The sequence below is a fragment of the Streptomyces sp. NPDC038135 genome (assembly GCF_055601245.1).
The window spans coordinates 130,740-150,388 of record NZ_JBVJXS010000011.1 but is presented as its reverse complement, the minus strand read 5'-3'; the positions used below and the strand labels follow the sequence as shown (position 1 = coordinate 150,388).

At 71.7% G+C, this 19,649-nt stretch carries 22 protein-coding genes and 5 tRNA genes; 7 read left to right on the top strand and 20 right to left on the bottom strand.

Annotated elements, in window-relative coordinates; translation table 11 throughout:
• Window positions 1-14 precede the first annotated feature (14 nt).
• Complete coding sequence (locus tag ACZ7JA_RS29855; protein ID WP_470811463.1) at window positions 15-1,715, bottom strand: DAK2 domain-containing protein; 1,701 nt, start codon at window positions 1,713-1,715, stop codon at window positions 15-17.
• A gap of 259 nt (window positions 1,716-1,974) precedes the next feature.
• On the opposite strand from ACZ7JA_RS29855, the gene rpmB reads away from it, so the two are divergent.
• On the top strand, window positions 1,975-2,160 hold the full coding sequence (rpmB, locus tag ACZ7JA_RS29850) for a 50S ribosomal protein L28 (protein WP_003993230.1): 186 nt from the start codon (window positions 1,975-1,977) through the stop codon (window positions 2,158-2,160).
• Between the two features lie 106 nt (window positions 2,161-2,266).
• On the opposite strand, the gene thiD is transcribed toward rpmB, so the two are convergent.
• Both thiD and ACZ7JA_RS29840 read right to left on the bottom strand, forming a co-directional pair.
• Window positions 2,267-3,058 carry a bifunctional hydroxymethylpyrimidine kinase/phosphomethylpyrimidine kinase gene (gene thiD, locus ACZ7JA_RS29845; protein WP_351664373.1) on the bottom strand — a complete coding sequence of 264 codons (792 nt, stop codon included), beginning with the start codon at window positions 3,056-3,058 and terminating at the stop codon, window positions 2,267-2,269.
• Window positions 3,055-4,020 carry a thiamine-phosphate kinase gene (locus ACZ7JA_RS29840; protein ID WP_351664375.1) on the bottom strand — a complete coding sequence of 322 codons (966 nt, stop codon included), beginning with the start codon at window positions 4,018-4,020 and terminating at the stop codon, window positions 3,055-3,057. The genes thiD and ACZ7JA_RS29840 overlap by 4 nt, the downstream gene beginning before the upstream one ends.
• A gap of 205 nt (window positions 4,021-4,225) precedes the next feature.
• On the opposite strand from ACZ7JA_RS29840, the gene ACZ7JA_RS29835 reads away from it, so the two are divergent.
• Both ACZ7JA_RS29835 and ACZ7JA_RS29830 read left to right on the top strand, forming a co-directional pair.
• Window positions 4,226-4,459: an Lrp/AsnC family transcriptional regulator gene (locus tag ACZ7JA_RS29835; protein WP_143635949.1), complete on the top strand. Its 234-nt coding sequence runs from the start codon at window positions 4,226-4,228 to the stop codon at window positions 4,457-4,459.
• A gap of 20 nt (window positions 4,460-4,479) precedes the next feature.
• Entirely contained in the window at window positions 4,480-4,998 is a 519-nt protein-coding gene (locus ACZ7JA_RS29830; RefSeq protein ID WP_351664377.1) for a DUF3515 domain-containing protein, read from the top strand.
• 10 nt (window positions 4,999-5,008) lie between these two features.
• Here ACZ7JA_RS29830 and ACZ7JA_RS29825 read toward each other — a convergent pair whose 3' ends face one another.
• From ACZ7JA_RS29825 to ACZ7JA_RS29815, 3 genes are all read right to left on the bottom strand, one after another.
• Window positions 5,009-6,166: a D-alanine--D-alanine ligase family protein gene (locus ACZ7JA_RS29825; RefSeq protein WP_351664379.1), complete on the bottom strand. Its 1,158-nt coding sequence runs from the start codon at window positions 6,164-6,166 to the stop codon at window positions 5,009-5,011.
• A gap of 126 nt (window positions 6,167-6,292) precedes the next feature.
• Window positions 6,293-7,303 (bottom strand): NAD(P)H-dependent glycerol-3-phosphate dehydrogenase, encoded by a 1,011-nt coding sequence (locus tag ACZ7JA_RS29820; protein ID WP_351664381.1) that lies wholly within the window; start codon window positions 7,301-7,303, stop codon window positions 6,293-6,295.
• Window positions 7,300-8,142: a lysophospholipid acyltransferase family protein gene (locus ACZ7JA_RS29815; RefSeq protein ID WP_389450845.1), complete on the bottom strand. Its 843-nt coding sequence runs from the start codon at window positions 8,140-8,142 to the stop codon at window positions 7,300-7,302. The genes ACZ7JA_RS29820 and ACZ7JA_RS29815 overlap by 4 nt, the downstream gene beginning before the upstream one ends.
• Window positions 8,143-8,360: 218 nt before the next feature.
• On the opposite strand from ACZ7JA_RS29815, the gene cofC reads away from it, so the two are divergent.
• Together cofC and ACZ7JA_RS29805 are read left to right on the top strand one after the other, a co-directional pair.
• Window positions 8,361-8,999, top strand: coding sequence for a 2-phospho-L-lactate guanylyltransferase (gene cofC, locus ACZ7JA_RS29810; RefSeq protein ID WP_351664385.1), 639 nt, complete (start codon window positions 8,361-8,363; stop codon window positions 8,997-8,999).
• A 110-nt stretch (window positions 9,000-9,109) separates the two neighbouring features.
• Complete coding sequence (locus ACZ7JA_RS29805) at window positions 9,110-9,313, top strand: hypothetical protein (protein ID WP_351664387.1); 204 nt, start codon at window positions 9,110-9,112, stop codon at window positions 9,311-9,313.
• 82 nt (window positions 9,314-9,395) lie between these two features.
• On the opposite strand, the gene ACZ7JA_RS29800 is transcribed toward ACZ7JA_RS29805, so the two are convergent.
• The 4 genes from ACZ7JA_RS29800 to leuC all read right to left on the bottom strand — a co-directional run bounded on the left by ACZ7JA_RS29800 (window position 9,396) and on the right by leuC (window position 12,705).
• The gene (locus tag ACZ7JA_RS29800) at window positions 9,396-10,049 is read right to left on the bottom strand and encodes an HU family DNA-binding protein (protein WP_401132473.1); all 654 of its coding nucleotides are present in this window, start codon (window positions 10,047-10,049) and stop codon (window positions 9,396-9,398) included.
• A 136-nt stretch (window positions 10,050-10,185) separates the two neighbouring features.
• Window positions 10,186-10,416: an SCO5555 family protein gene (locus ACZ7JA_RS29795; protein ID WP_351664391.1), complete on the bottom strand. Its 231-nt coding sequence runs from the start codon at window positions 10,414-10,416 to the stop codon at window positions 10,186-10,188.
• 264 nt (window positions 10,417-10,680) lie between these two features.
• Window positions 10,681-11,274, bottom strand: coding sequence for a 3-isopropylmalate dehydratase small subunit (gene leuD, locus ACZ7JA_RS29790; protein WP_351664393.1), 594 nt, complete (start codon window positions 11,272-11,274; stop codon window positions 10,681-10,683).
• Between the two features lie 6 nt (window positions 11,275-11,280).
• A complete protein-coding gene (gene leuC / locus ACZ7JA_RS29785) occupies window positions 11,281-12,705 on the bottom strand; it encodes a 3-isopropylmalate dehydratase large subunit (RefSeq protein ID WP_403675549.1) in 1,425 nt (474 codons plus the stop codon).
• A 192-nt stretch (window positions 12,706-12,897) separates the two neighbouring features.
• Here leuC and ndgR point away from each other — a divergent pair, with 192 nt between their 5' ends.
• Window positions 12,898-13,614 carry an IclR family transcriptional regulator NdgR gene (gene ndgR / locus ACZ7JA_RS29780; RefSeq protein WP_009320373.1) on the top strand — a complete coding sequence of 239 codons (717 nt, stop codon included), beginning with the start codon at window positions 12,898-12,900 and terminating at the stop codon, window positions 13,612-13,614.
• Window positions 13,615-13,703: 89 nt separating this feature from the next.
• On the opposite strand, the gene ACZ7JA_RS29775 is transcribed toward ndgR, so the two are convergent.
• Window positions 13,704-14,228: a DUF4188 domain-containing protein gene (locus ACZ7JA_RS29775; RefSeq protein ID WP_351664398.1), complete on the bottom strand. Its 525-nt coding sequence runs from the start codon at window positions 14,226-14,228 to the stop codon at window positions 13,704-13,706.
• A gap of 88 nt (window positions 14,229-14,316) precedes the next feature.
• Between ACZ7JA_RS29775 and ACZ7JA_RS29770 the strand changes: the two genes are divergently transcribed.
• Complete coding sequence (locus tag ACZ7JA_RS29770) at window positions 14,317-14,961, top strand: MerR family transcriptional regulator (protein ID WP_470811458.1); 645 nt, start codon at window positions 14,317-14,319, stop codon at window positions 14,959-14,961.
• Between the two features lie 53 nt (window positions 14,962-15,014).
• Here the strand turns inward: ACZ7JA_RS29770 and ACZ7JA_RS29765 are convergent.
• The 9 genes from ACZ7JA_RS29765 to ACZ7JA_RS29725 all read right to left on the bottom strand — a co-directional run bounded on the left by ACZ7JA_RS29765 (window position 15,015) and on the right by ACZ7JA_RS29725 (window position 19,384).
• A tRNA-Glu gene (locus tag ACZ7JA_RS29765) sits at window positions 15,015-15,087 on the bottom strand.
• A gap of 28 nt (window positions 15,088-15,115) precedes the next feature.
• Window positions 15,116-15,187, bottom strand: a tRNA-Gln gene (locus tag ACZ7JA_RS29760).
• Window positions 15,188-15,208: 21 nt separating this feature from the next.
• Window positions 15,209-15,281, bottom strand: a tRNA-Glu gene (locus tag ACZ7JA_RS29755).
• A 62-nt stretch (window positions 15,282-15,343) separates the two neighbouring features.
• Window positions 15,344-15,416, bottom strand: a tRNA-Glu gene (locus ACZ7JA_RS29750).
• Between the two features lie 38 nt (window positions 15,417-15,454).
• Window positions 15,455-15,526: transfer RNA gene (locus tag ACZ7JA_RS29745), tRNA-Gln, on the bottom strand.
• A gap of 90 nt (window positions 15,527-15,616) precedes the next feature.
• Entirely contained in the window at window positions 15,617-16,351 is a 735-nt protein-coding gene (locus tag ACZ7JA_RS29740) for an HAD family hydrolase (RefSeq protein WP_389450835.1), read from the bottom strand.
• Window positions 16,352-16,479: 128 nt separating this feature from the next.
• A complete protein-coding gene (gene gltX, locus ACZ7JA_RS29735; protein ID WP_389304969.1) occupies window positions 16,480-17,964 on the bottom strand; it encodes a glutamate--tRNA ligase in 1,485 nt (494 codons plus the stop codon).
• Complete coding sequence (locus tag ACZ7JA_RS29730) at window positions 17,957-18,742, bottom strand: fumarylacetoacetate hydrolase family protein (RefSeq protein WP_351664406.1); 786 nt, start codon at window positions 18,740-18,742, stop codon at window positions 17,957-17,959. The genes gltX and ACZ7JA_RS29730 overlap by 8 nt, the downstream gene beginning before the upstream one ends.
• Before the next feature lie 450 nt (window positions 18,743-19,192).
• Window positions 19,193-19,384, bottom strand: coding sequence for a hypothetical protein (locus tag ACZ7JA_RS29725; protein ID WP_351664614.1), 192 nt, complete (start codon window positions 19,382-19,384; stop codon window positions 19,193-19,195).
• Between the last annotated feature and the right edge of the window lie 265 nt (window positions 19,385-19,649).

Sequence of the window (19,649 nt, the reverse complement as noted above, 5' to 3'; positions counted from 1 at the left end):
TCACGGCGCCGGGGTCACTCCACGCCGATGAGCAGCGGGGATCCCTGCCGGCCGCCTCGGTAGACCAGGGTGTCCACCGCCAGGTAGGACTCGCGGACATGGGTCTCCAGGTGGGCGGCGACGGACTCGGGGGCCTCGTCGCCGACGACGAGGGTCACGAGTTCGCCGCCCGCCCGGAGCATGCGGTCCAGGAGGGTCTCGGCCGTGGCGGTGAGGTCCGGCCCGATCACCGCCACGTCGCCGTCGATCAGGCCCAGCACGTCTCCGGCCTGGCAGATGCCGGCCGACGTCCAGGACTGGCGTTCGGCGACGATGACCTCGGCGTACCGGGTGGCGCCCGCCGCCGAGGTCATCTGGACGACGTCCTCGTCGAAGCGGCGCTCCGGCTCGTGCACGGCGAGCGCGGCGATGCCCTGCACGGCCGAGCGGGTCGGGATGAGGGCGACCCGGATGCCCTCGGCGCGGGCCTGCTCGGCGGCAGCGGCGGCGGTGTGGCGCAGCTCGGCGTCGTTGGGCAGGAGCACCACCTCGCGCGCGTGGGCACGCCGTACGGCCTGGACCAGCTCACCGCTGGCGGGCGGCTCCCCGGGGCGGGCGAGCACGGTGGTCGCGCCCGCCTCGCCGTACAGCCCGGCCAGGCCCTCACCGGGCACGACCGCGACGACCGCCCGCTGGGCGCGCTCGCGCGGCGGCCGCTCGCTGCCGGTGTGCACGTCCCCGGCCCCGAAGTGGGTGATCCGGATCCGGTACGGCCGGCCGGCCTCGACGCCGGCCTCCACGGCGGCGCCCGCGTCGTCGACGTGCACGTGCACGTTCCACAGTCCGTCGCCGCCGACCACGACGAGGGAGTCGCCGAGGGCGTCGAGCCGGGCGCGCAGCCGGGCCACGGCCTCGTCGCCGGCCTCCAGGAGGTAGATCACCTCGTAGGCGGGGCCGTCGTCCTCGGCGCCGTCGGCGCAGGCGCCGGCGCCGGAGACGGCCTCCACGCGCGCGTGCGCCTCGGCGACGGCGGCCGCGGACTCGCGGACGGTCTCCCGCGCCCGGGTGATCTCGTTGACCGCCTCTCCCGTGCAGGCCTCCACCAGCGCGCCGAGCACCGTGACCAGTCCCCGGCCGCCCGCGTCGACCACTCCGGCCCGGCGCAGCACGGCGAGCCGGTCCGGGGTCTGCGCCAGGGCCAGGCCGGCGCCCTCGTAGGCGGCCCGGGCGACCGCCCCGCAGTCGCCCTCCATCTCCTCGGCGGCGGCCGCGGCGGCCGCGGCGACGGTGAGCACGGTGCCCTCGACGGGGTGGGCCACGGCCCGGCGGGCGGAGTCGGCGGCGTGCCGCAGGGCCCGGCGCAGCCCGGCGCCGTCGCAGTGGGACGCCTCGCCCGCCTCTCCCCCGGCGAGCACCTGGGCCATCCCCCGCAGGAGCTGCGCGAGGATCGTGCCGGAGTTGCCCCGGGCCCCGATGAGCGCCCCGTGGGCCATCGCGCGCGCGGCGTCCGCGAGGGAGGGCTCCTCGGTCCCGGTCCCGTACCCGGCGAACACGGCCTCGACGGCGGTGGCGGCCGATTCCACGGTCAGGTAGAGGTTGGTCCCGGTGTCCCCGTCGGCCACGGGATAGACGTTGATCGCGTCGATCTCCTCGCGCGCCCGCCCGAGCGCGCGCAGCGCCAGACCGCACCAGGTGCGCACCGCGAGAGCGTCCAGTGTCTGCGGCACCTGCGCCACCTGCGCCTCCCTGAGCTGCTCGGACGTGGACGCAGCGTAGACCCCGGAGCGGTGGCCTCCGGAAGAGGGCCGGGAGCGGACCCCTGAGCTGCCGTGGTAGTTTCGCGGTACGGACGCAGCCGTTGTATGCTGCTCCGGTTGCCCGATCCTGGTCGGGCCATTCCCCCTGGCAACGCCACTCAAGATCTCAGATCCCTGGATCTCGATCCCGGCATGCCGGGATCAACCGTAAGTGCATCTGAAGTCTTTGGAGTGACCCGTGGCTGCCAACTGCGACGTCTGCGGCAAGGGGCCGGGCTTCGGCAACAACATCTCGCACTCGCACCGCCGTACGTCCCGCCGCTGGAACCCGAACATCCAGCGTGTGCGTACCGTGGTCGGCGGGACGCCGAAGCGCGTGAACGCCTGCACCTCGTGCATCAAGGCCGGCAAGGTCTCGCGCTGACGCATAGCTGAGCGCGCGGCCACTGCTGGTTCGCTGCACTGAGCCGGTCCACCTCCGGGTGGGCCGGCTTTTTGCCGTACCCGGGATCACTCCGCCGTACCCGGGATCACTCCGGTGAGCGCGACCGCCACCCGTGGTCCACCGGTCCGATGCCGGCGCCCAGCGCGAATCCGGCGGCGATCGCCCCGGTCACGTACTCCTTGGCCCGGGTCACCGCCTCCGGCACGGTCAGGCCCTTCGCCAGCTCCGACGCCACGGCCGAGGCGAGCGTGCAGCCCGTGCCGTGCGTGTGCCGGTTGTCGTGGCGCGGGGCCCGCAGCCAGTGCTCCTGCGAGCCGTCCGTGAGCAGGTCCACCGCGTCGCCGGACAGATGGCCGCCCTTGATCAGCACCCATCGCGGCCCGTACTCCAGCACGGCCGCCGCGGCGCGGCGCAGATCGCCCTCGGACTCGACCCTGATCCCCGTGAGTTGGGTCACCTCGTCGAGGTTGGGCGTGGCGACGGTCGCCACCGGCAGCAGACTGCCGCGGACCGAGTCCAGGGCGGAGGCGGCGAGCAGCGGATCGCCGTGCTTGGAGACGCCCACCGGGTCCACCACGGCCGGTGCGTCGGTGCCGGAGATCAATTCGGCCACCGCCTCGACCAGTTCGGCCGAGGCGAGCATCCCGGTCTTGACGGCCTGTACGCCGATGTCGTCGACGACGCTGCGGTACTGGGCCCGCACGGCCTCCACCGGCAGCTCCCAGACGCCCCGCACGCCCAGCGAGTTCTGCGCGGTCACCGCGGTGATCACGCTCATCCCGTGGACGCCGAGCGCCAGCATCGTCTTCAGGTCGGCCTGCACGCCCGCGCCGCCGCCGGAGTCGGACCCGGCGACCGTGAGCACCCGGGGGATCACGACTCGATGTCCCCGAAGTGGTCCCAGCCGCCCTTGCTGGTCCACGGGGCGCCGTCGACCGTCACCTGGGGCAGCGCCGAGGGGTTGAGGACCTCGCCGATGACCTTCCAGCGGGCCGGGAGCTTGGCGTCGGGCGGGAACGTGGCCACGATCGCGTGGTCCTCTCCCCCGGTCAGCACCCACTGGAGCGGGTCGACGCCGACGGCCTGCCCGATGTCGTTCATCTGGGTCGGGATGTCGATCGCGCCGGAGCGGACGTCGATGCGCACCTTGCTGGCCTCGGCGATGTGCCCTAGGTCGGCGATCAGGCCGTCGCTGACGTCGCACATCGCGGTGGCGCCGAGCGCGGCGGCGGCCGGACCCGCGTGGTACGGCGGCTCGGGGCGCCGGTGCGCCTCCACGAAGGCGCGCGGCGAGCGGAAGCCGCGGGAGAGCACCGCGTAGCCGGCCGCGGACCAGCCCAGCCAGCCCGTGACGGCCACGAGGTCGCCGGGCTGGGCGCCGGCCCGGGTCACCGGCTCCTGGTTGCGCAGGTCGCCGAGCGCGGTGATCGACACCATGATGGTGTCCCCGCGCACGACGTCCCCGCCGACAACGGCGGCGCCGGCGACCTGGCACTCGTCGCGCAGGCCGTCCATCAGCTCGGTCGGCCAGGTGACCGGAAGTTCGGCCGGGACGACCAGGCCGAGCAGCAGCGCGGTCGGCACGGCGCCCATCGCGGCGATATCCGCCAGGTTCTGCGCCGCGGCCTTGCGCCCGACGTCGTACGCCGTGGACCAGTCGCGGCGGAAGTGCCGTCCCTCCAGCAGGATGTCGGTGCTCGCCACCACCCTGCGGTCGGGCGCGGCGACCACCGCGGCGTCGTCACCGGGGCCGACCCGGACCACCGGGGTCGTGGTGAGACGGGAGGTCAGCTCCCGGATGAGCCCGAACTCACCCAGCTCACCCACTGTGCCCTTCATTGCCTCAAGCCCCTTCTGTGCCTCTGCGTGCCCGGTCGCGCGTCCTCAGTCTCCCCGATACCGTCGAGGTGACCGTCAACTTCTGTCGTGCCTGCACCCCTGGCGCGCAAGCCCGGTCCCCGCGGGTCTCCCCGCGGGGAGCGGCGACGCGATACCGTGGCGTTCCTTTTCCCCACATGATCCTCGTGGCCGCCCTGGAGGTTCCGTGGTACAGGCGTACATCCTGATCCAGACGGAGGTCGGCAAGGCGTCGACCGTCGCCGAGACGATCGGCAAGATCCCTGGAGTGATCCAGGCCGAGGACGTCACGGGACCGTACGACGTCATCGTGCGCGCCCAGTCCGACACGGTCGACGAGCTCGGCCGCATGGTGGTCGCCAAGGTCCAGCAAGTGGACGGCATCACCCGCACCCTGACCTGCCCGGTCGTCCATCTGTAGCCCCCGTCTACGCTTGGCCGGTGAACTTCTTCCGCCACCGGCCGTTCGGTCTGCTCGCGCCCGCGCTGCTGATCGCGGTCGCGGGCTGTTCCACAGCGGACGACAGCTCCACGGTCGCGGTTCCCACCCCTGACGCGAAGACGGCGAAGGTCTGCCGGGACCTGCACCGGGCACTGCCCGGGAAGCTCGACGGACGGAGCCGTCACGACCCCGAGCCCCGGTCCGCCTACACGGCGGGCTGGGGAAGCCCGGCGATCATACTGCGCTGCGGTGTCGTACGGCCGCCGAAGATGGTCGACCCCAGGGTGGCCGAGGGCGGCGATCCGGACGCCGTCGCGGGCGAGGTGAACGGTGTGGGCTGGCTGATGGAGAAGCAGGGCGACGGCACCTGGCGGTTCACCACGGCGAACCGCGTGGCCTACGCGCAGGTGAGCCTGCCCGCGGGGATGTCGGCGCAGGACGAGGGCGCCTCGGTGCTCACGGAACTGGCGGGAGCCGTGAAGAAGGCGATCCCCGTGGGGATCGCCTCCATGCGGTGAGCGTGCGGGGTCAGCGCAGTCCGGTCGGGCGGCGCAGGGCCGCCTGCACCAGCCGGTCCACCAGCTCCGGGTAGCTGATCCCGGTGGCCTCCCACATCTTCGGGTACATCGAGATGGGCGTGAAGCCGGGCATGGTGTTGATCTCGTTGATCACGAACTCGCCGTCCTCGTCGAGGAAGAAGTCGGCGCGGACCAGGCCCTCGCAGGAGGCCGCCTCGAACGCCTCGACCGCGAGCCGCCGCACCTCGGCGGTCTCCTCGTCGGTGAGCGGGGCGGGGACGACGCCGGGCGTGGAGTCGATGTACTTGGCCTCGAAGTCGTAGTACGCGTGCGCGTCCGGCGGCGGGATCTCGGCCGGCACGGAGGCGCGCGGCCCGTCCTCGAACTCCAGCACGCCGCACTCGATCTCGCGGCCGCGCACGGCGGCCTCGACCAGGATCTTCGGGTCGTGCGACTGGGCCTCGGCGATCGCCTCGTCGAGGCCGGCCAGGCCGTCGACCTTGGTGATGCCGATGGAGGAGCCCGCGCGCGCGGGCTTCACGAACAGCGGCCAGCCGTGCTCGCCGGCGAAGTCGACGATCCGCTTGCGGGCCGCGGACTCGTCCCGCTCCCACTCGCGGGGGCGGATCACCAGGTACGGGCCGACCTTGAGCCCGAAGGAGGTGAACACCCGCTTCATGTACTCCTTGTCCTGGCCGACGGCCGAGGCGAGCACGCCCGAGCCCACGTACGGCACCCCGGACAGCTCCAGGAGGCCCTGCAGGGTGCCGTCCTCGCCGTACGGGCCGTGCAGCACCGGGAAGACGACGTCGACCTCGCCGAGGGCCTTGGGCACCGAGCCGGGCTCGCTGTAGACGACCTCGCGGTTCGCGGGGTCGACGGGGAGCACCACGCCGCCCTCGTGCGACTCGGCCAGCTCCGCCACGCTCGGGGTGCGGCGGTCGGTGATGGCCATCCGGTCCGGCTCGTCGGCCGTCAGCGCCCAACGGCCGTCCGCGGTGATGCCGATCGGCAGGACGTCGTACTTCGTCCGGTCGATGGCCTTGAGGACGGCGCCGGCGGTGACCACGGAGATCCCGTGCTCGGAGCTGCGCCCGCCGAACACGACGGCCACACGCGGCTTGCGGGACGGCTGGTCAGGGCTCTGGGGGAGGTTCTCGGTGCTCATATCGCGTTGAGAGTACCCGGTGGTATCCCCCAAGTCAGCGGCCGCTCCGGCGCGGTCGCTCAGCGTCGCACGGACGGTCGCTCAGCGTCGCGCGGACGGAGGCGCGGCGCCGCGCGGACCGGGGGTTCAGCGCCGTTCGGGCTTGGCGCTGCGCGACATCAGCTCCTTGACGGCGACCACCGGCGGCTTGCCCTCGTGCACGATGTCCACGACCGTCTCGGTGATGGGCATCTCGACGCCGTGCCGGCGGGCCAGATCCGCCACGGACTCGCAGGACTTGACGCCCTCGGCGGTCTGCCTGGTGACCGTGATGGTCTGCTCGAGGGTCATGCCCTTGCCGAGGTTGGTGCCGAAGGTGTGGTTGCGGGACAGCGGCGACGAGCAGGTGGCCACCAGGTCGCCGAGGCCCGCGAGTCCGGAGAACGTCAGCGGGTCCGCGCCGAGCGCCATGCCGAGCCGGGTGGTCTCGGCGAGGCCGCGGGTGATGAGCGAGCCCTTGGCGTTGTCGCCGAGGCCCATGCCGTCGGCGATGCCGACCGCGAGGCCGATCACGTTCTTGACCGCGCCGCCGAGTTCGCAGCCGATCACGTCGGTGTTGGTGTACGGCCGGAAGTACGGCGTGTGGCAGGCGGCCTGGAGCCGCCGGGCGACGGCCTCGTCGGTGCAGGCCACGACGGCGGCGGCGGGCATGCGGGCGGCGATCTCCCGGGCCAGGTTGGGCCCGGTGACGACGGCGATGCGGTCGGCGCCGACCTTCGCGACGTCGTCGATCACCTCGCTCATCCGCATGGTGGAGCCGAGTTCGACACCCTTCATCAGGGAGACGAGCACGGTGCCCGGGGCGAGCAGCGGGGTCCACTCGGCGAGGTTGGCGCGCAGGGTCTGCGAGGGGACGGCGAGGACGGTGAAGTCCGCGCCGCGCAGCGCCTCGGCGGCGTCGGCGGTGGCCCGGAGGTTGCGCGGGAGTTCGACGCCGGGCAGGTAGTCGGGGTTGGTGCGGGTGGAGTTGACCGCCTCGGCCAGCTCCGGGCGGCGGGCCCACAGGGTCACCTCGCAGCCCGCGTCGGCGAGAACCATGCCGAACGCGGTGCCCCACGAGCCGGTGCCCATGACTGCGGCACGGACGGTCTTGCTCACTTGCCGCTCTCCTCTTCCGTGCCGGTCCGCGAGACTTCCCGGCCGGCCTGCGCGGCCTCCGGGCCGGCGGCGGCCTCTTCGGCGCCGGCCGCAGCTCGCGCGGCCTGCGCGGCGGTCCTGCGGCGCTGCTCGATCCGCTCGCGGCGCGGGTCGTAGGGGGTGTCGGGCGCCTTCTCGCCGCGGATCTCCTCGAGCTGGCGGGTGATGGCCGCCATGATGACCTCGGTGGCCTCCTTGAGGACGTCGGCGGTCATCTCCTTGTCGTAGAAGCGGGAGAGGTCCACGGGCGGGCCGGCCAGGACCCGGTGCGTCTTGCGCGGCAGGAGGTGGGGCTTCTTGGCGTAGGGCGGCAGCAGTTCGTTGCAGCCCCACTGGGCGACCGGGATCACGGGGCACTTGGTCTGCAGGGCCACGCGGGCGGCGCCGGTCTTGGCGGTCATGGGCCAGCCGTCGGGGTCGCGGGTGAGGGTGCCCTCGGGGTAGAAGGCGACGCACTCGCCGCGCTCCACGGCGTCGATCGCGGCCCGGAACGCGCTGAGCGCGTCCGTGCTCTCGCGGTAGACGGGGATCTGCCCGGTGCCGCGCATGGCGGCGCCGACGAATCCCTTCTTGAAAAGGCCGCTCTTCGCCAGGAATCGCGGAACCCGTCCGGTGTTGTACTGATAGTGCGCATACGCGAAGGGGTCCACGTGTGAATTGTGGTTCACCGCGGTGATGAATCCGCCCTCGGCCGGAATGTGCTCCATTCCGCGCCAGTCCCGCTTGATCAGAACCACCAGCGGCGGTTTGCACAGGACCGCAGCGAAGCGGTACCAGAACCCGATTTGGCGGCGGGGCACGCGGACACCTTCCTCTAGGCCTCTAAGGGCTGTCACCTCGGCACCTCGGCCGGGGGGCCGCACAAGTGTCGCCCCAGGCGGCCGGTCTGTCGAGAACACCGTACGCCCGCCCGTCCCCGGCCACCGCCCCGCCGTGAGCGTCGCGTCCGCACCGGTAGCCCGCCCGGCCGGACGCGGCCGGGTGACAATGAGCGCGACAAGAGAGGGACGGTACGCCGGTGCAGTGGACCTTGGTCATCCCCCTGAAGCCTCTGGCGCGGGCCAAGAGCAGGCTCGCGGACACCGCGGCGGACGGGGTGCGCCCCGGGCTGGCGCTGGCGTTCGCGCAGGACACGGTGGCCGCGGCGCTGGCCTGCGCGGCGGTCGAGGATGTGGTGGTCGTCACGGACGACGAGCTGGCGGAGCGGACGCTCCGGGCACTGGGCGCCCGCATCGTCCCGGACGCACCGGGCAGCGGGCTGAACGCCGCGCTCGGGCACGGGGCCTCGGTCGTACGGCAATCGCGCCCGGCCGCCGCGGTCGCGGCGCTGAACGCGGATCTCCCGGCGCTGCGCCCAATGGAATTGTCCCGGGTGCTGGACGCGGCGGCCGAATATCCGCGTGCCTTTCTCGCGGACGCGGCCGCGGTGGGCACGACTCTGCTGAGTGCGGCGCCGGGACGGCCGTTGCGGCCGGCATTCGGCACCGATTCCCGGGCCCGGCACCGGGCGTCGGGGGCGGCGGAACTCGGCCTCGCGGAGGTGAATTCCGTACGGCAGGACGTGGACACCGGTGAGGATCTGCGGGCCGCGCTGGCGCTGGGGGTGGGGCCGTACACGGCGGCGGTGTCCGCGGGGCTGCTGATTCCGGGGTCCTGAACGGCGCACCGAAAGGCGCGGGGAACGGCGCGAACCGCCACGACGGACCGGCCTCGGCGCGCGTACCGCGGCCCGACGGCGGGTGGTCGTCAGGCACTACGCTGGCCGTCATGCAGGCCACCGCTTACACGTACGACTCCGGCACCCGCAGCGGGCAGGTGCTGCTCGACGACGGGACCCCACTGCCCTTCGACGCGGCGGCGTTCGACGCGGGCGGGCTGCGGTTGCTGCGGCCCGGGCAGCGGGTGCGGATCGAGACGGAGCGCGAGGGCGCGGCCGTGCGGATCACCCTGGTGACCCTGCAGACGTTCTAGGGGTGTTGATCAAGGCCGCACACACGCCGCGGGCCGGGCTCCCCAGGGGAGTCCGGCCCGGCGCGTGAGTGCCCTGGCGGCCTCAGGAGGCCTTGCGGGCGGTGGCCTTCTTGGCGGTGGTCTTGCGGGCCGTCGACTTCTTGGCCGGGGCCTTCTTGGCGGTGACCTTCTTGGCCGGGGCCTTCTGGGCCGTCGCCTTCTTCGCGGTGGTCTTCTTCGCCGCGGCGGTCTTGGCGGTCGCCGGGGCCTTCTTGGCGGTGGTCTTCTTCGCCGTGGTCTTCTTCGCGGCGGCGGCGGTGGTCTTCTTGGCCGGTGCCGCCTTCTTGGCGGTGGCCTTCTTCGCGGCGGCCGCCTTCGTCGTCTTCTTGGCGGCGGCCTTCTTGACCGTGGCGGAAGCGCCGCCGGTCAGGCTGCCCTTGGGCGCCTTCTTCACCGAGACCTCGCCGCCCCGGGGCAGCTTCTTCGAGCCGCTCACCAGGTCCTTGAAGCCCTGGCCCGCGCGGAAGCGCGGCACGGAGGTCTTCTTGACGCGAACCCGCTCGCCCGTCTGGGGGTTACGCGCGTAACGGGCCGGGCGGTCCACCTTCTCGAAGGACCCGAAGCCGGTGACCGAGACCCGCTCGCCCGCGACGACCGCGCGGACGATGGCGTCCAGGACATGATCGACAGCCTCGGCGGCCTGCTGGCGGCCGCCCATCTTGTCGGCAATCGCTTCTACGAGCTGCGCCTTGTTCACGTCTTCCCCTTCGGAGACATCGCCAGAACGAAAGTGTTCAAGCTTTTTCGCACGTTAGGCAGATATATACCGCAAATCAAACACGAAACGGGCTTATCACCCTTGTGCCGCAGCGAAATCGGCTGCCCCGGAACGCTCAGTGATCCTCTTCGGGGATCCGTCCCTCGTCGAGGTCCGCGTTGAACCGCTCCAGTCGCCTTGCCGCACCGGCGAGATCGTGCTTGGCCGCGGCCGTAATGACCAGCAGCTTCCGGGTCAGCGCCATCCGTACGCCCTCCGGGACTTGCAGTGCGCGCACCCTTGAGTGCGCTTCCTTGAGTTGGTCCGCGACCGCCGTATAGAGCTCGAGTTGGCCGTCGTGTTCCATGCACAGATTGTGCCATCTGGGGCGAGTTGTCGCCTGCGCAGGGTGCAACTGCCGCGCCGGAGAGTCCTGTCGGCGCTCGCGCGGACGCCGTCCCCGCGGTCCGGCTACCCGGCCAACCACCGCTCTAACGTGGGACGTTGCGCGGGCCGAGGGACCGGCGCGGGGCCGTTCGGGTACGAATACGGCTGTACCCCCGATCGTGGCGATCGGGGGTACAGCCGGTGTGTTGGGGTGGCCGAAAGTCGACCTGCCGGGGGCTCCGGGTCAGACCTGGAGCGTGCGCGGCTTGTAGGCGGGCCGCTTGCCCTCGTAGTCGGCGATGTCAGACTCGTTCCGCAGGGTGATGGAGATGTCGTCCAGCCCGTTCAGCAGCCGCCAGCGGGAGTTCTCGTCCAGCTCGAACGAGGCGGTGACGCCCGCGGCGCGCACCTCGCGGCTCTGCAGGTCCACGGTGATCTCGGCCTGCGGGTCCGCTTCGGTGAGCTCCCACAGCGCGTCCACGACCTTCTGGTCGAGCACGACCGTGAGCAGGCCGTTCTTCAGCGAGTTGCCCCGGAAGATGTCCGCGAAGCGGGAGGAGATCACGGTCTTGAAGCCGTAGTTCTGCAGCGCCCAGACGGCGTGCTCCCGGGAGGAGCCGGTGCCGAAGTCGGGACCGGCGACCAGGACGGTCGCGCCCTGCCGCTCGGGGCGGTTGAGCACGAACTCCGGGTCCTTGCGCCAGGCCTCGAACAGCCCGTCCTCGAAGCCGTCCCGGGTCACCTTCTTGAGCCAGTGGGCGGGGATGATCTGGTCGGTGTCGACGTTGCCGCGGCGCAGCGGGACGGCCCGGCCGGTGTGGGTGGTGAAGGCTTCCATGATCTCTCAGACTCCAGCGGGCACGGGGGCGTCGGACAGGTCGGCGGGCGAGGCCAGGTGGCCCAGGACCGCGGTGGCCGCCGCGACCTGCGGCGACACCAGGTGGGTGCGGCCGCCCTTGCCCTGCCGGCCCTCGAAGTTGCGGTTGGAGGTGGACGCGGAACGCTCGCCCGGGGCCAGCTGGTCGGGGTTCATGCCGAGGCACATCGAGCAGCCCGCGTGCCGCCATTCGGCGCCGGCCTCCTTGAAGACCACGTCCAGACCCTCGGAGACGGCCTGCAGACCGACCCGGGCGGAACCCGGGACGACCAGCATCCGTACGCCGTCGGCGACTTTGCGGCCGCGCAGCAGCTCGGCGGCGGCCCGCAGGTCCTCGATGCGGCCGTTGGTGCAGGAGCCTACGAAGACGGTGTCCACACCGATCGAGCGCAGCGGCTGGCCGGCCTCCAACCCCATGTACTCCAGGGCCTTTTCGGCGGCGAGGCGCTCCGAAGCGTCTTCGTACGAAGCCGGGTCGGGGACGGACGCCGAAAGCGGCGCGCCCTGCCCGGGGTTGGTACCCCAGGTGACGAACGGCGACAGCTCGTCGGCGGCGATGACGACCTCGGCGTCGAAGACGGCGTCCTCGTCCGTGCGCAGGGTCTTCCAGTACTCGACCGCGGCGTCCCAGTCGGCGCCCTCGGGGGCGTGCGGGCGGCCCTTGAGGTACTCGAAGGTGGTCTCGTCGGGGGCGATCATGCCCGCGCGGGCACCGGCCTCGATCGACATGTTGCAGATGGTCATCCGGGCCTCCATCGAGAGCTTCTCGATGGCGGAGCCGCGGTACTCCAGGATGTAGCCCTGGCCGCCGCCGGTGCCGATCCGCGCGATGATCGCCAGGATCAGGTCCTTGGCGGTGACGCCGTCGGGCAGCTCGCCGTCGACGGTGATGGCCATGGTCTTCGGGCGGGCCATCGGCAGCGTCTGGGTGGCCAGCACGTGCTCCACCTGGGAGGTGCCGATGCCGAACGCCAGCGCGCCGAACGCGCCGTGCGTCGAGGTGTGGGAGTCGCCGCAGACCACGGTGGTGCCGGGCTGGGTCAGACCGAGCTGGGGGCCGACGACGTGCACGACGCCCTGCTCGACGTCGCCCAGCGGGTGCAGCCGCACCCCGAACTCGGCGCAGTTCTTGCGCAGCGTCTCCAGCTGGGCGCGGGAGACCGGGTCGGCGATGGGCTTGTCGATGTCGAGGGTCGGGGTGTTGTGGTCCTCGGTCGCGATGGTGAGGTCGAGGCGGCGCACCTGACGACCGCTCTTGCGCAGCCCGTCGAAGGCCTGCGGGCTGGTCACCTCGTGCAGCAGGTGCAGATCGATGTAGAGGAGGTCGGGCTCGCCCTCGGCGCGCCGGACGACGTGGTCGTCCCAGACCTTCTCCGCGAGTGTCCTACCCATCGCTTTCCCTCCGGCCGGCGAACGTCCTCCGGCCCAACTCGAGATCTTGGGGTGACGGCGCCCGCGCCCCGGTGTGTATCGGACGTCCGCCGCCGGGCCCTGTGGTGCACGGGCCGCTGTGTGATTCCAGGGTGGCGCGTTCCACGGAAAATTGAACTTGCGTTTCACAGAGTGAGACGCGAGTATCGTTGCATGGACAACAGTAGCGGCGTCGGCGTTCTGGACAAGGCGGCCCTCGTCCTGAGCGCTCTGGAGTCCGGTCCGGCCACCCTCGCGGGTCTGGTCGGCGCGACCGGACTGGCACGACCCACGGCCCACCGCCTGGCCGTGGCCCTGGAACACCACCGCATGGTGGCACGCGACATGCAGGGCCGGTTCATCCTCGGCCCGCGCCTCGCGGAACTGGCGGCGGCGGCCGGCGAGGACCGCCTGCTCGCCACGGCGGGCCCCGTGCTCACCCACCTCCGCGATGTCACCGGCGAGAGCGCGCAGCTCTACCGGCGCCAGGGCGACATGCGGATCTGCGTGGCCGCGGCGGAGCGCCTGTCCGGCCTGCGGGACACGGTCCCGGTCGGCTCCACGCTGACCATGAAGGCCGGTTCCTCGGCCCAGATCCTGATGGCCTGGGAGGAGCCGGAGCGGCTGCACCGCGGTCTGCAGGGCGCCCGTTTCACGGCGACGGCCCTGTCGGGTGTGCGCAGGCGCGGCTGGGCCCAGTCCATCGGCGAGCGCGAGCCGGGCGTGGCGTCCGTCTCCGCGCCCGTGCGCGGCCCCTCCAACCGCGTGGTGGCCGCGGTGTCCGTGTCGGGCCCGATCGAGCGCCTGACCCGTCACCCGGGCCGTATGCACGCCCAGGCGGTCATCGACGCGGCGGCCCGTCTCTCTGAGGCGCTGCGCCGCTCGGGCTGAGCCCGGGCGCCCCGGGAACGTCACCGGGGAGGGCCCGCCCCGACGCCGCGGCGAGCCCTTCCCGGTACCCGGCCCCCCCGGCACCCCCGTCAGACGGTCTTCTCGGGTTCCGCCGTCCGCTGCGAGCGGTACGCGAACCGGTCCCTGGCGTACCGCCCGCGCTTCTCCAGCGGCACCTGCCCGTGGGCGGCGGCCAGCCCGAAGGCCGGCATGTCGCCGTAGACGGACTCGTAGCGGCCCTCCGGGACGACGTACGTCTCGTGCCAGATGCCGACGTGCCCGCGCACCTTCCCGGCCCGCTCCCTGCGGTTGATCAGCGCCCAGACCCGGTGGTGGAAGGCGTCGGGCGCGGTCGCGTAGGCGTAGAGCTTCTCCTTGGACTCCCAGTACTGGACGACGTAGTAGGTCCGCGGCGAGGCCGTGAGCAGGACGCGCCCCAGCAGTCCCCGGTCCTCGTCCCGGGCGAGCTCGCCCAGCATGCGGAACATCGCCAGCATGACCGGGAGCCACTGGTGCACCGCCCAGAAGTGGTTGACGCGCATGCCGATCAGGAGGACGACCACGTCGCCCTCCGCCGCCGCGGTGGTGCGGCCGAGTACCGGTTTCGCGGACATCGCGACCCCCTGCGCATTGATCGGATAGCGCCACTATCCATTCGGCTGATGCTTGGATAGTGACACTCCCCGAGGAGAGGCGCAAGAGATGCGGCTGGCCGAACTGAGCGAGCGCAGCGGTGTGTCCACCGCGACGATCAAGTACTACCTGCGTGAGGGGCTGTTGGCCCCGGGCCGGCAGATCAACGCCACGACGGCGGAGTACGACGAGGAGCACCTGCGGCGGCTGCGCCTGGTGCGGGCGATGATCCAGGTCGGCCGGATCCCGGTGGCGACGGTCCGCGAGGTGCTGGGCCACGTCGACGACGACTCGCTGGGCCGCACCATCCGGCTGGGCGCTGCCCTGTGGGCGCTGCCGCAGGTGCCGGACCCCGACGAGGAGGACGAGGCCGTCCGGGCCGCGCACGAGGAGGTCGGCGCCTTGCTCGAGCGGCTCGGCTGGGGGAACGCCAGGCGGCTGACGACCATCTCCCCCGCGTACCGCTCACTGGTGGTGGCGGTGGCCGCGTTCCGCCGGCTCGGCTACGACTGGGGAGCCGAACAGCTCGCCCCGTACGCCGAGTTGATGCACCGGACCGCCGTGCTCGACCTGGACAACATGGAGGCGCACCCCTCGGAGGCGGAGCGGGTGGAGTTCGCCGTCCTGGGGGCGATCCTCAACGAACCGGTGCTGCGGGCGCTGCACCGGCTGGCACAGGAGGAGGAGTCGGCGCGGCGGTACGGCTTCGAGTAGCCGGCGCCGGGCACGGCGAAGGCCCTCCGCCGAAGCGAAGGGCCTTCGTGTTGTACCCCCGACCGGATTCGAACCGGCGCTACCGCCTTGAGAGGGCGGCGTGCTAGGCCGCTACACAACGGGGGCGTGGACACTGCGTTTCCGCAGGTCCGAGCTGGTCTACCTGGACTCGAACCAAGACTAACTGAACCAGAATCAGTCGTGCTGCCAATTACACCATAGACCAATGATGGTTTAGACCAGTCAGTACCCCCGACCGGATTCGAACCGGCGCTACCGCCTTGAGAGGGCGGCGTGCTAGGCCGCTACACAACGGGGGCCCTAGCGATCCTGCATCGAGGTGAGGGGGAGCTACCCGAACTCTCCTCGCGGGAAGGATCTGTACCCCCGACCGGATTCGAACCGGCGCTACTGCCTTGAGAGGGCAGCGTGCTAGGCCGCTACACAACGGGGGCTTGCGGATGTGATCCGCGGCGCAGATGAGCTCTGCGAGCTGGCCTACCTGGACTCGAACCAAGACTAACTGAACCAGAATCAGTCGTGCTGCCAATTACACCATAGGCCACTGGAACTCAAGCCCCTGAAGGGTTCTCGTTCTAGTTCGCTCCTCCGGCTCCGGCCTTTCGGCCCGCTCCCCGGCGGCGCAGGAAGAACATTACCTGAAGGTGGACGGGGCTCCAAAACGACTATCCGCGCCGAGGAGCCCGGGCAGTTCGGAGAGGGACGCGATGCGGTGCGGTCCGGTGGGCGGGTCCAGGGTCGCGTAGGCGCCGCCGCGGTCGATCCAGACCGACAGCAGCCCCGCGTCGGCGGCGCCCCGGCCGTCGATCTCCGGGTGGTCGCCGACGTACGCGACCTCGTGCGGGGCGAGCGAGAGCGCGTCGCAGGCGGCGAGGAAAGCACCGGCCCGGGGCTTGGAGACGCCCAGCTCGGCGGCGCAGAGCAGGGCCTCGAAGCGGTCGCGCACGCCGAGCAGGCGCAGCTTGCGGTCCTGGACGGTCAGGCTGGAGTTGGACAGCACCGCGTGCCGGTGGCTGGCGGCCAGGGCGTCCAGCACCGGCAGGACGTCCGGGAACAGGGACCAGGCGGCCTCGTAGTGCCGCACGTACCGCTGGAACCAGTCGTCGGCCTCGGCGTCCGTCAGCTCCGGCCGGTCCAGGAAGACCCGGGCGCGGTCGCGCCGCTGTGTGAGGAAGTCGACCTCGCCGGCGGCGAAGCGGGCCCACTGCCGGTCGGTGATCTCCCGCCAGCGCGCGAGCGCCTCGTCCGGCGACCCGTACCCGGCGAGGAGCCCTTCGGCCACCAGATGGGCGCGCATGCCCTCGCGGTCGGCGGTGGTGTAGTCGAAGAGGGTGTCGTCGACGTCCCAGACCACGGCGCGAATGCTCATGCCCCGACCGTAACCGGCGGGCGGCCGCCTTGTCCGGGCACGGGACGCGCCCGGTGCGCGGACCGGGGAGGGACACGGCGAAGGGCGGCACCCGGCCGTACCGGGTGCCGCCCTCGACGTGTGTTCCGTTACGCCGCGAGCCGCGCCAGCGCCGCGTCGATGCGGGCCAGCGTCTTCTCCTTGCCCAGGACCTCGAGCGACTCGAAGAGGGGCAGGCCGACCGTGCGGCCGGTGACGGCGACGCGGACCGGGGCCTGGGCCTTGCCGAGCTTGAGGCCGTGGGCCTCGCCGGCGGCCAGGACCGCCTCCTTCAGGGACTCGGGCGAGGTCCAGTCCGCCGACTCCAGCTTCTCGCGCGCCGTGCGGAGCAGGGCGTCGCTGCCCTCCTTCATCGCCTTCGTCCAGGACGCCTCGTCGAAGACCGGCTCGGCGAGGAAGAGGAAGTCGACGTTGTCGGTGATCTCGGACAGGACCTTCAGGCGGGTCTGCGCGTGCGGCGCGATCGCCTGCCACTTGGCCTCGTCGAAGTCCTCCGGCGCCCACGGTGCGGCCGGGGCCTTCAGCCACGGCCGGCAGCGCTCGGTGAAGTCCTTGACCTCCAGCATCCGGATGTGGTCGGCGTTGATCGCCTCGCACTTCTTCAGGTCGAAGCGCGCCGGGTTCGGGTTCACGTCCGCGATGTCGAAGGCGGCGACCATCTCCTCGACCGAGAAGATGTCCTGGTCGGCCGAGAGCGACCAGCCCAGCAGGGAGAGGTAGTTGAGCAGGCCCTCGGGCAGGAAGCCGCGCTCGCGGTAGAGGTTCAGCGAGGACTGCGGGTCGCGCTTGGAGAGCTTCTTGTTGCCCTCGCCCATGACGTACGGCAGATGCCCGAAGGCCGGGATCCCCTTGGCGATGCCCAGCTCGGTCAGCGCCTTGTACAGGGCGACCTGGCGCGGGGTGGAGGAGAGCAGGTCCTCGCCGCGCAGGACGTGGGTGATCTCCATCAGGGCGTCGTCGACCGGGTTCACCAGCGTGTACAGCGGGGCGCCGTTGGCGCGCACGATGCCGTAGTCCGGGACGTTCTCCGGGAGGTACGTGATCTCGCCGCGGACCAGGTCGGTGAAGGTGATCGTCTCGTCGGGCATGCGGAAGCGGACGATCGGGGTGCGCCCCTGGGCCTTGTACTCCTCGACCTCCGCCTCGCCCAGGTCGCGGCAGTGGCCGTCGTAGCCGGACGGCCGGCCCTCGGCGCGCGCGGTCTCGCGGCGGCTGTCCAGCTCCTCCTGGGAGCAGTAGCAGTGGTAGGCGTGCCCGGCGTCCAGGAGCTTCTGGGCGACGTCCTTGTAGAGGTCCATGCGCTGCGACTGGCGGTACGGCGCGTGCGGGCCGCCGATCTCGGGGCCCTCGTCCCAGTCGAAGCCCAGCCAGCGCATCGCGTCGAGCAGCTGGTTGTAGGACTCCTCGGAGTCGCGGGCCGCGTCGGTGTCCTCGATGCGGAAGACCAGGGTGCCCTGGTGGTGCCGGGCGAACGCCCAGTTGAACAGGGCGGTGCGGACCAGGCCCACGTGAGGGTTACCGGTGGGCGAGGGACAGAAACGGACGCGTACGGGGGAGCCGGGTGCGCTAGCCACGCTTGACAACCTTGTTGGTGAGAGTGCCGATGCCTTCGATGGTGACGGCGACCTCGTCGCCGACGTTCAGGGGGCCGACCCCCGCGGGGGTGCCGGTGAGGATGACGTCGCCGGGGAGCAGGGTCATCGCCTCGGAGATGTTGACGACCAGGTCCTCGATGGGGTGGATCATCTCGCTCGTACGGCCGAGCTGGCGCTGTTCGCCGTTGACGGTGAGCTGGACGGTGAGATCGTTGGCCCGCTCCAGGTCCAGGTCCGTCTCCACCCAGGGGCCGAGCGGGCAGGAGGAGTCGAAGCCCTTGGCCCGCGCCCACTGCTTCTCGCGCCGCTGCACGTCGCGCGCGGTGACGTCGTTGGCGCAGGTGTAGCCGAGGATCACGTCCTTGACGCGCTCGCGCGGGACCTCGCGGCACATGCGCCCGATGACGACGGCCAGCTCGGCCTCGTGGTGCAGTTCCTGCGAGAAGGACGGGTACCGGATCTCGTCGCCGGGGCCGATCACCGAGGTGGAGGGCTTGAAGAAGGCGAAGGGGGCGTCGGGCACCTCGTTGCCCAGCTCGCGCGCGTGCTCGGCGTAGTTGCGGCCGAACGCCACGACCTTGTTGGGGAGCACCGGCGGGAGCAGCCTGACCTTGCTGAGCGGCACCTTCGTGCCGGACAGCTCGTGGTCCGCGAACGGGATGCCCTTGATGATGTCGAGGACGAGTTCGTCCTCCTTGTCGCCCTCGACCGCGCCGAAGGCTACGTTCCCGTCGATGGAGAACCTGGCGATGCGCACGGGATCCTGCGCCCCTCAACTAGAACCGGCGTACTGACGCCCCAGGTTAACCGGTCGGGCCCCGCGGCGTTCGGGCAGTGCGGCGTGGCGTCCTTTTCCGGTTCGCGGATCCGCCTGCGGCGATCCCGAATTCCGCGGGATTACCCGCACGGGCCATTCGCCGATTACCCGGGGAATTCGCGGCGGGGCCGTGCGGCGCCCGGGCCAGGGGCCTTCCCAGGACGGCGGCCGGGCCGGGCGGCGGGGCGGGCGCCTTGGGACGCCGCCGCCCGTCGCGGACGCCGAAATGACGCGCGGCCACCGCGCCCGCGTATCGGACCGGTGGCGGTGGCGCCGAATCCGGGGCGGGAGGAAAAAGAGGCGGGAGAGAGAATGCCGGTGGAAAACGAGCGCGGCCCGGAGATCATGCGATCTCCGGGCCGCGCTCGGTGTGTCCGGTGCCGGGCTCGGCTACTCGCCGGCCGCGGCGGCGCCGACCGGGACCTCCATGAGGACGGTGCGCCGCGGGTTGGCCGTCTGGGCCGGGAGGTCGACGGAGTGCTCCGGCAGCTCCGGCGTCTGCAGTTCGTCGGCGTCCTCGAGGTGCGCCAGCGTCGTGCGCCGCGGGTTGGCTATGTTGCGGAACATCATCGTCGTCTTCACCGTTGTCATCCTGTGGCCGAGGGTGGGGGTTGACAGGGCATCTCATCCTGTAAAGCGCAAGGCTAAACATCGGATTCCCCGCCACGGACGTGAACTCCACAGGATCTTCATGTGAGTTTGCTCACGACCTCATGGGCAATTCGGGCAATTCCGACTCACGCCTCTTTGCAGGGAAACGGACATTGACCCCCTGAAGCGCTCATTCCGCTCCCGATCATGGCGACTGGGACACCGGATGGTGACCGGCGAGTCGCCGCGATACGTC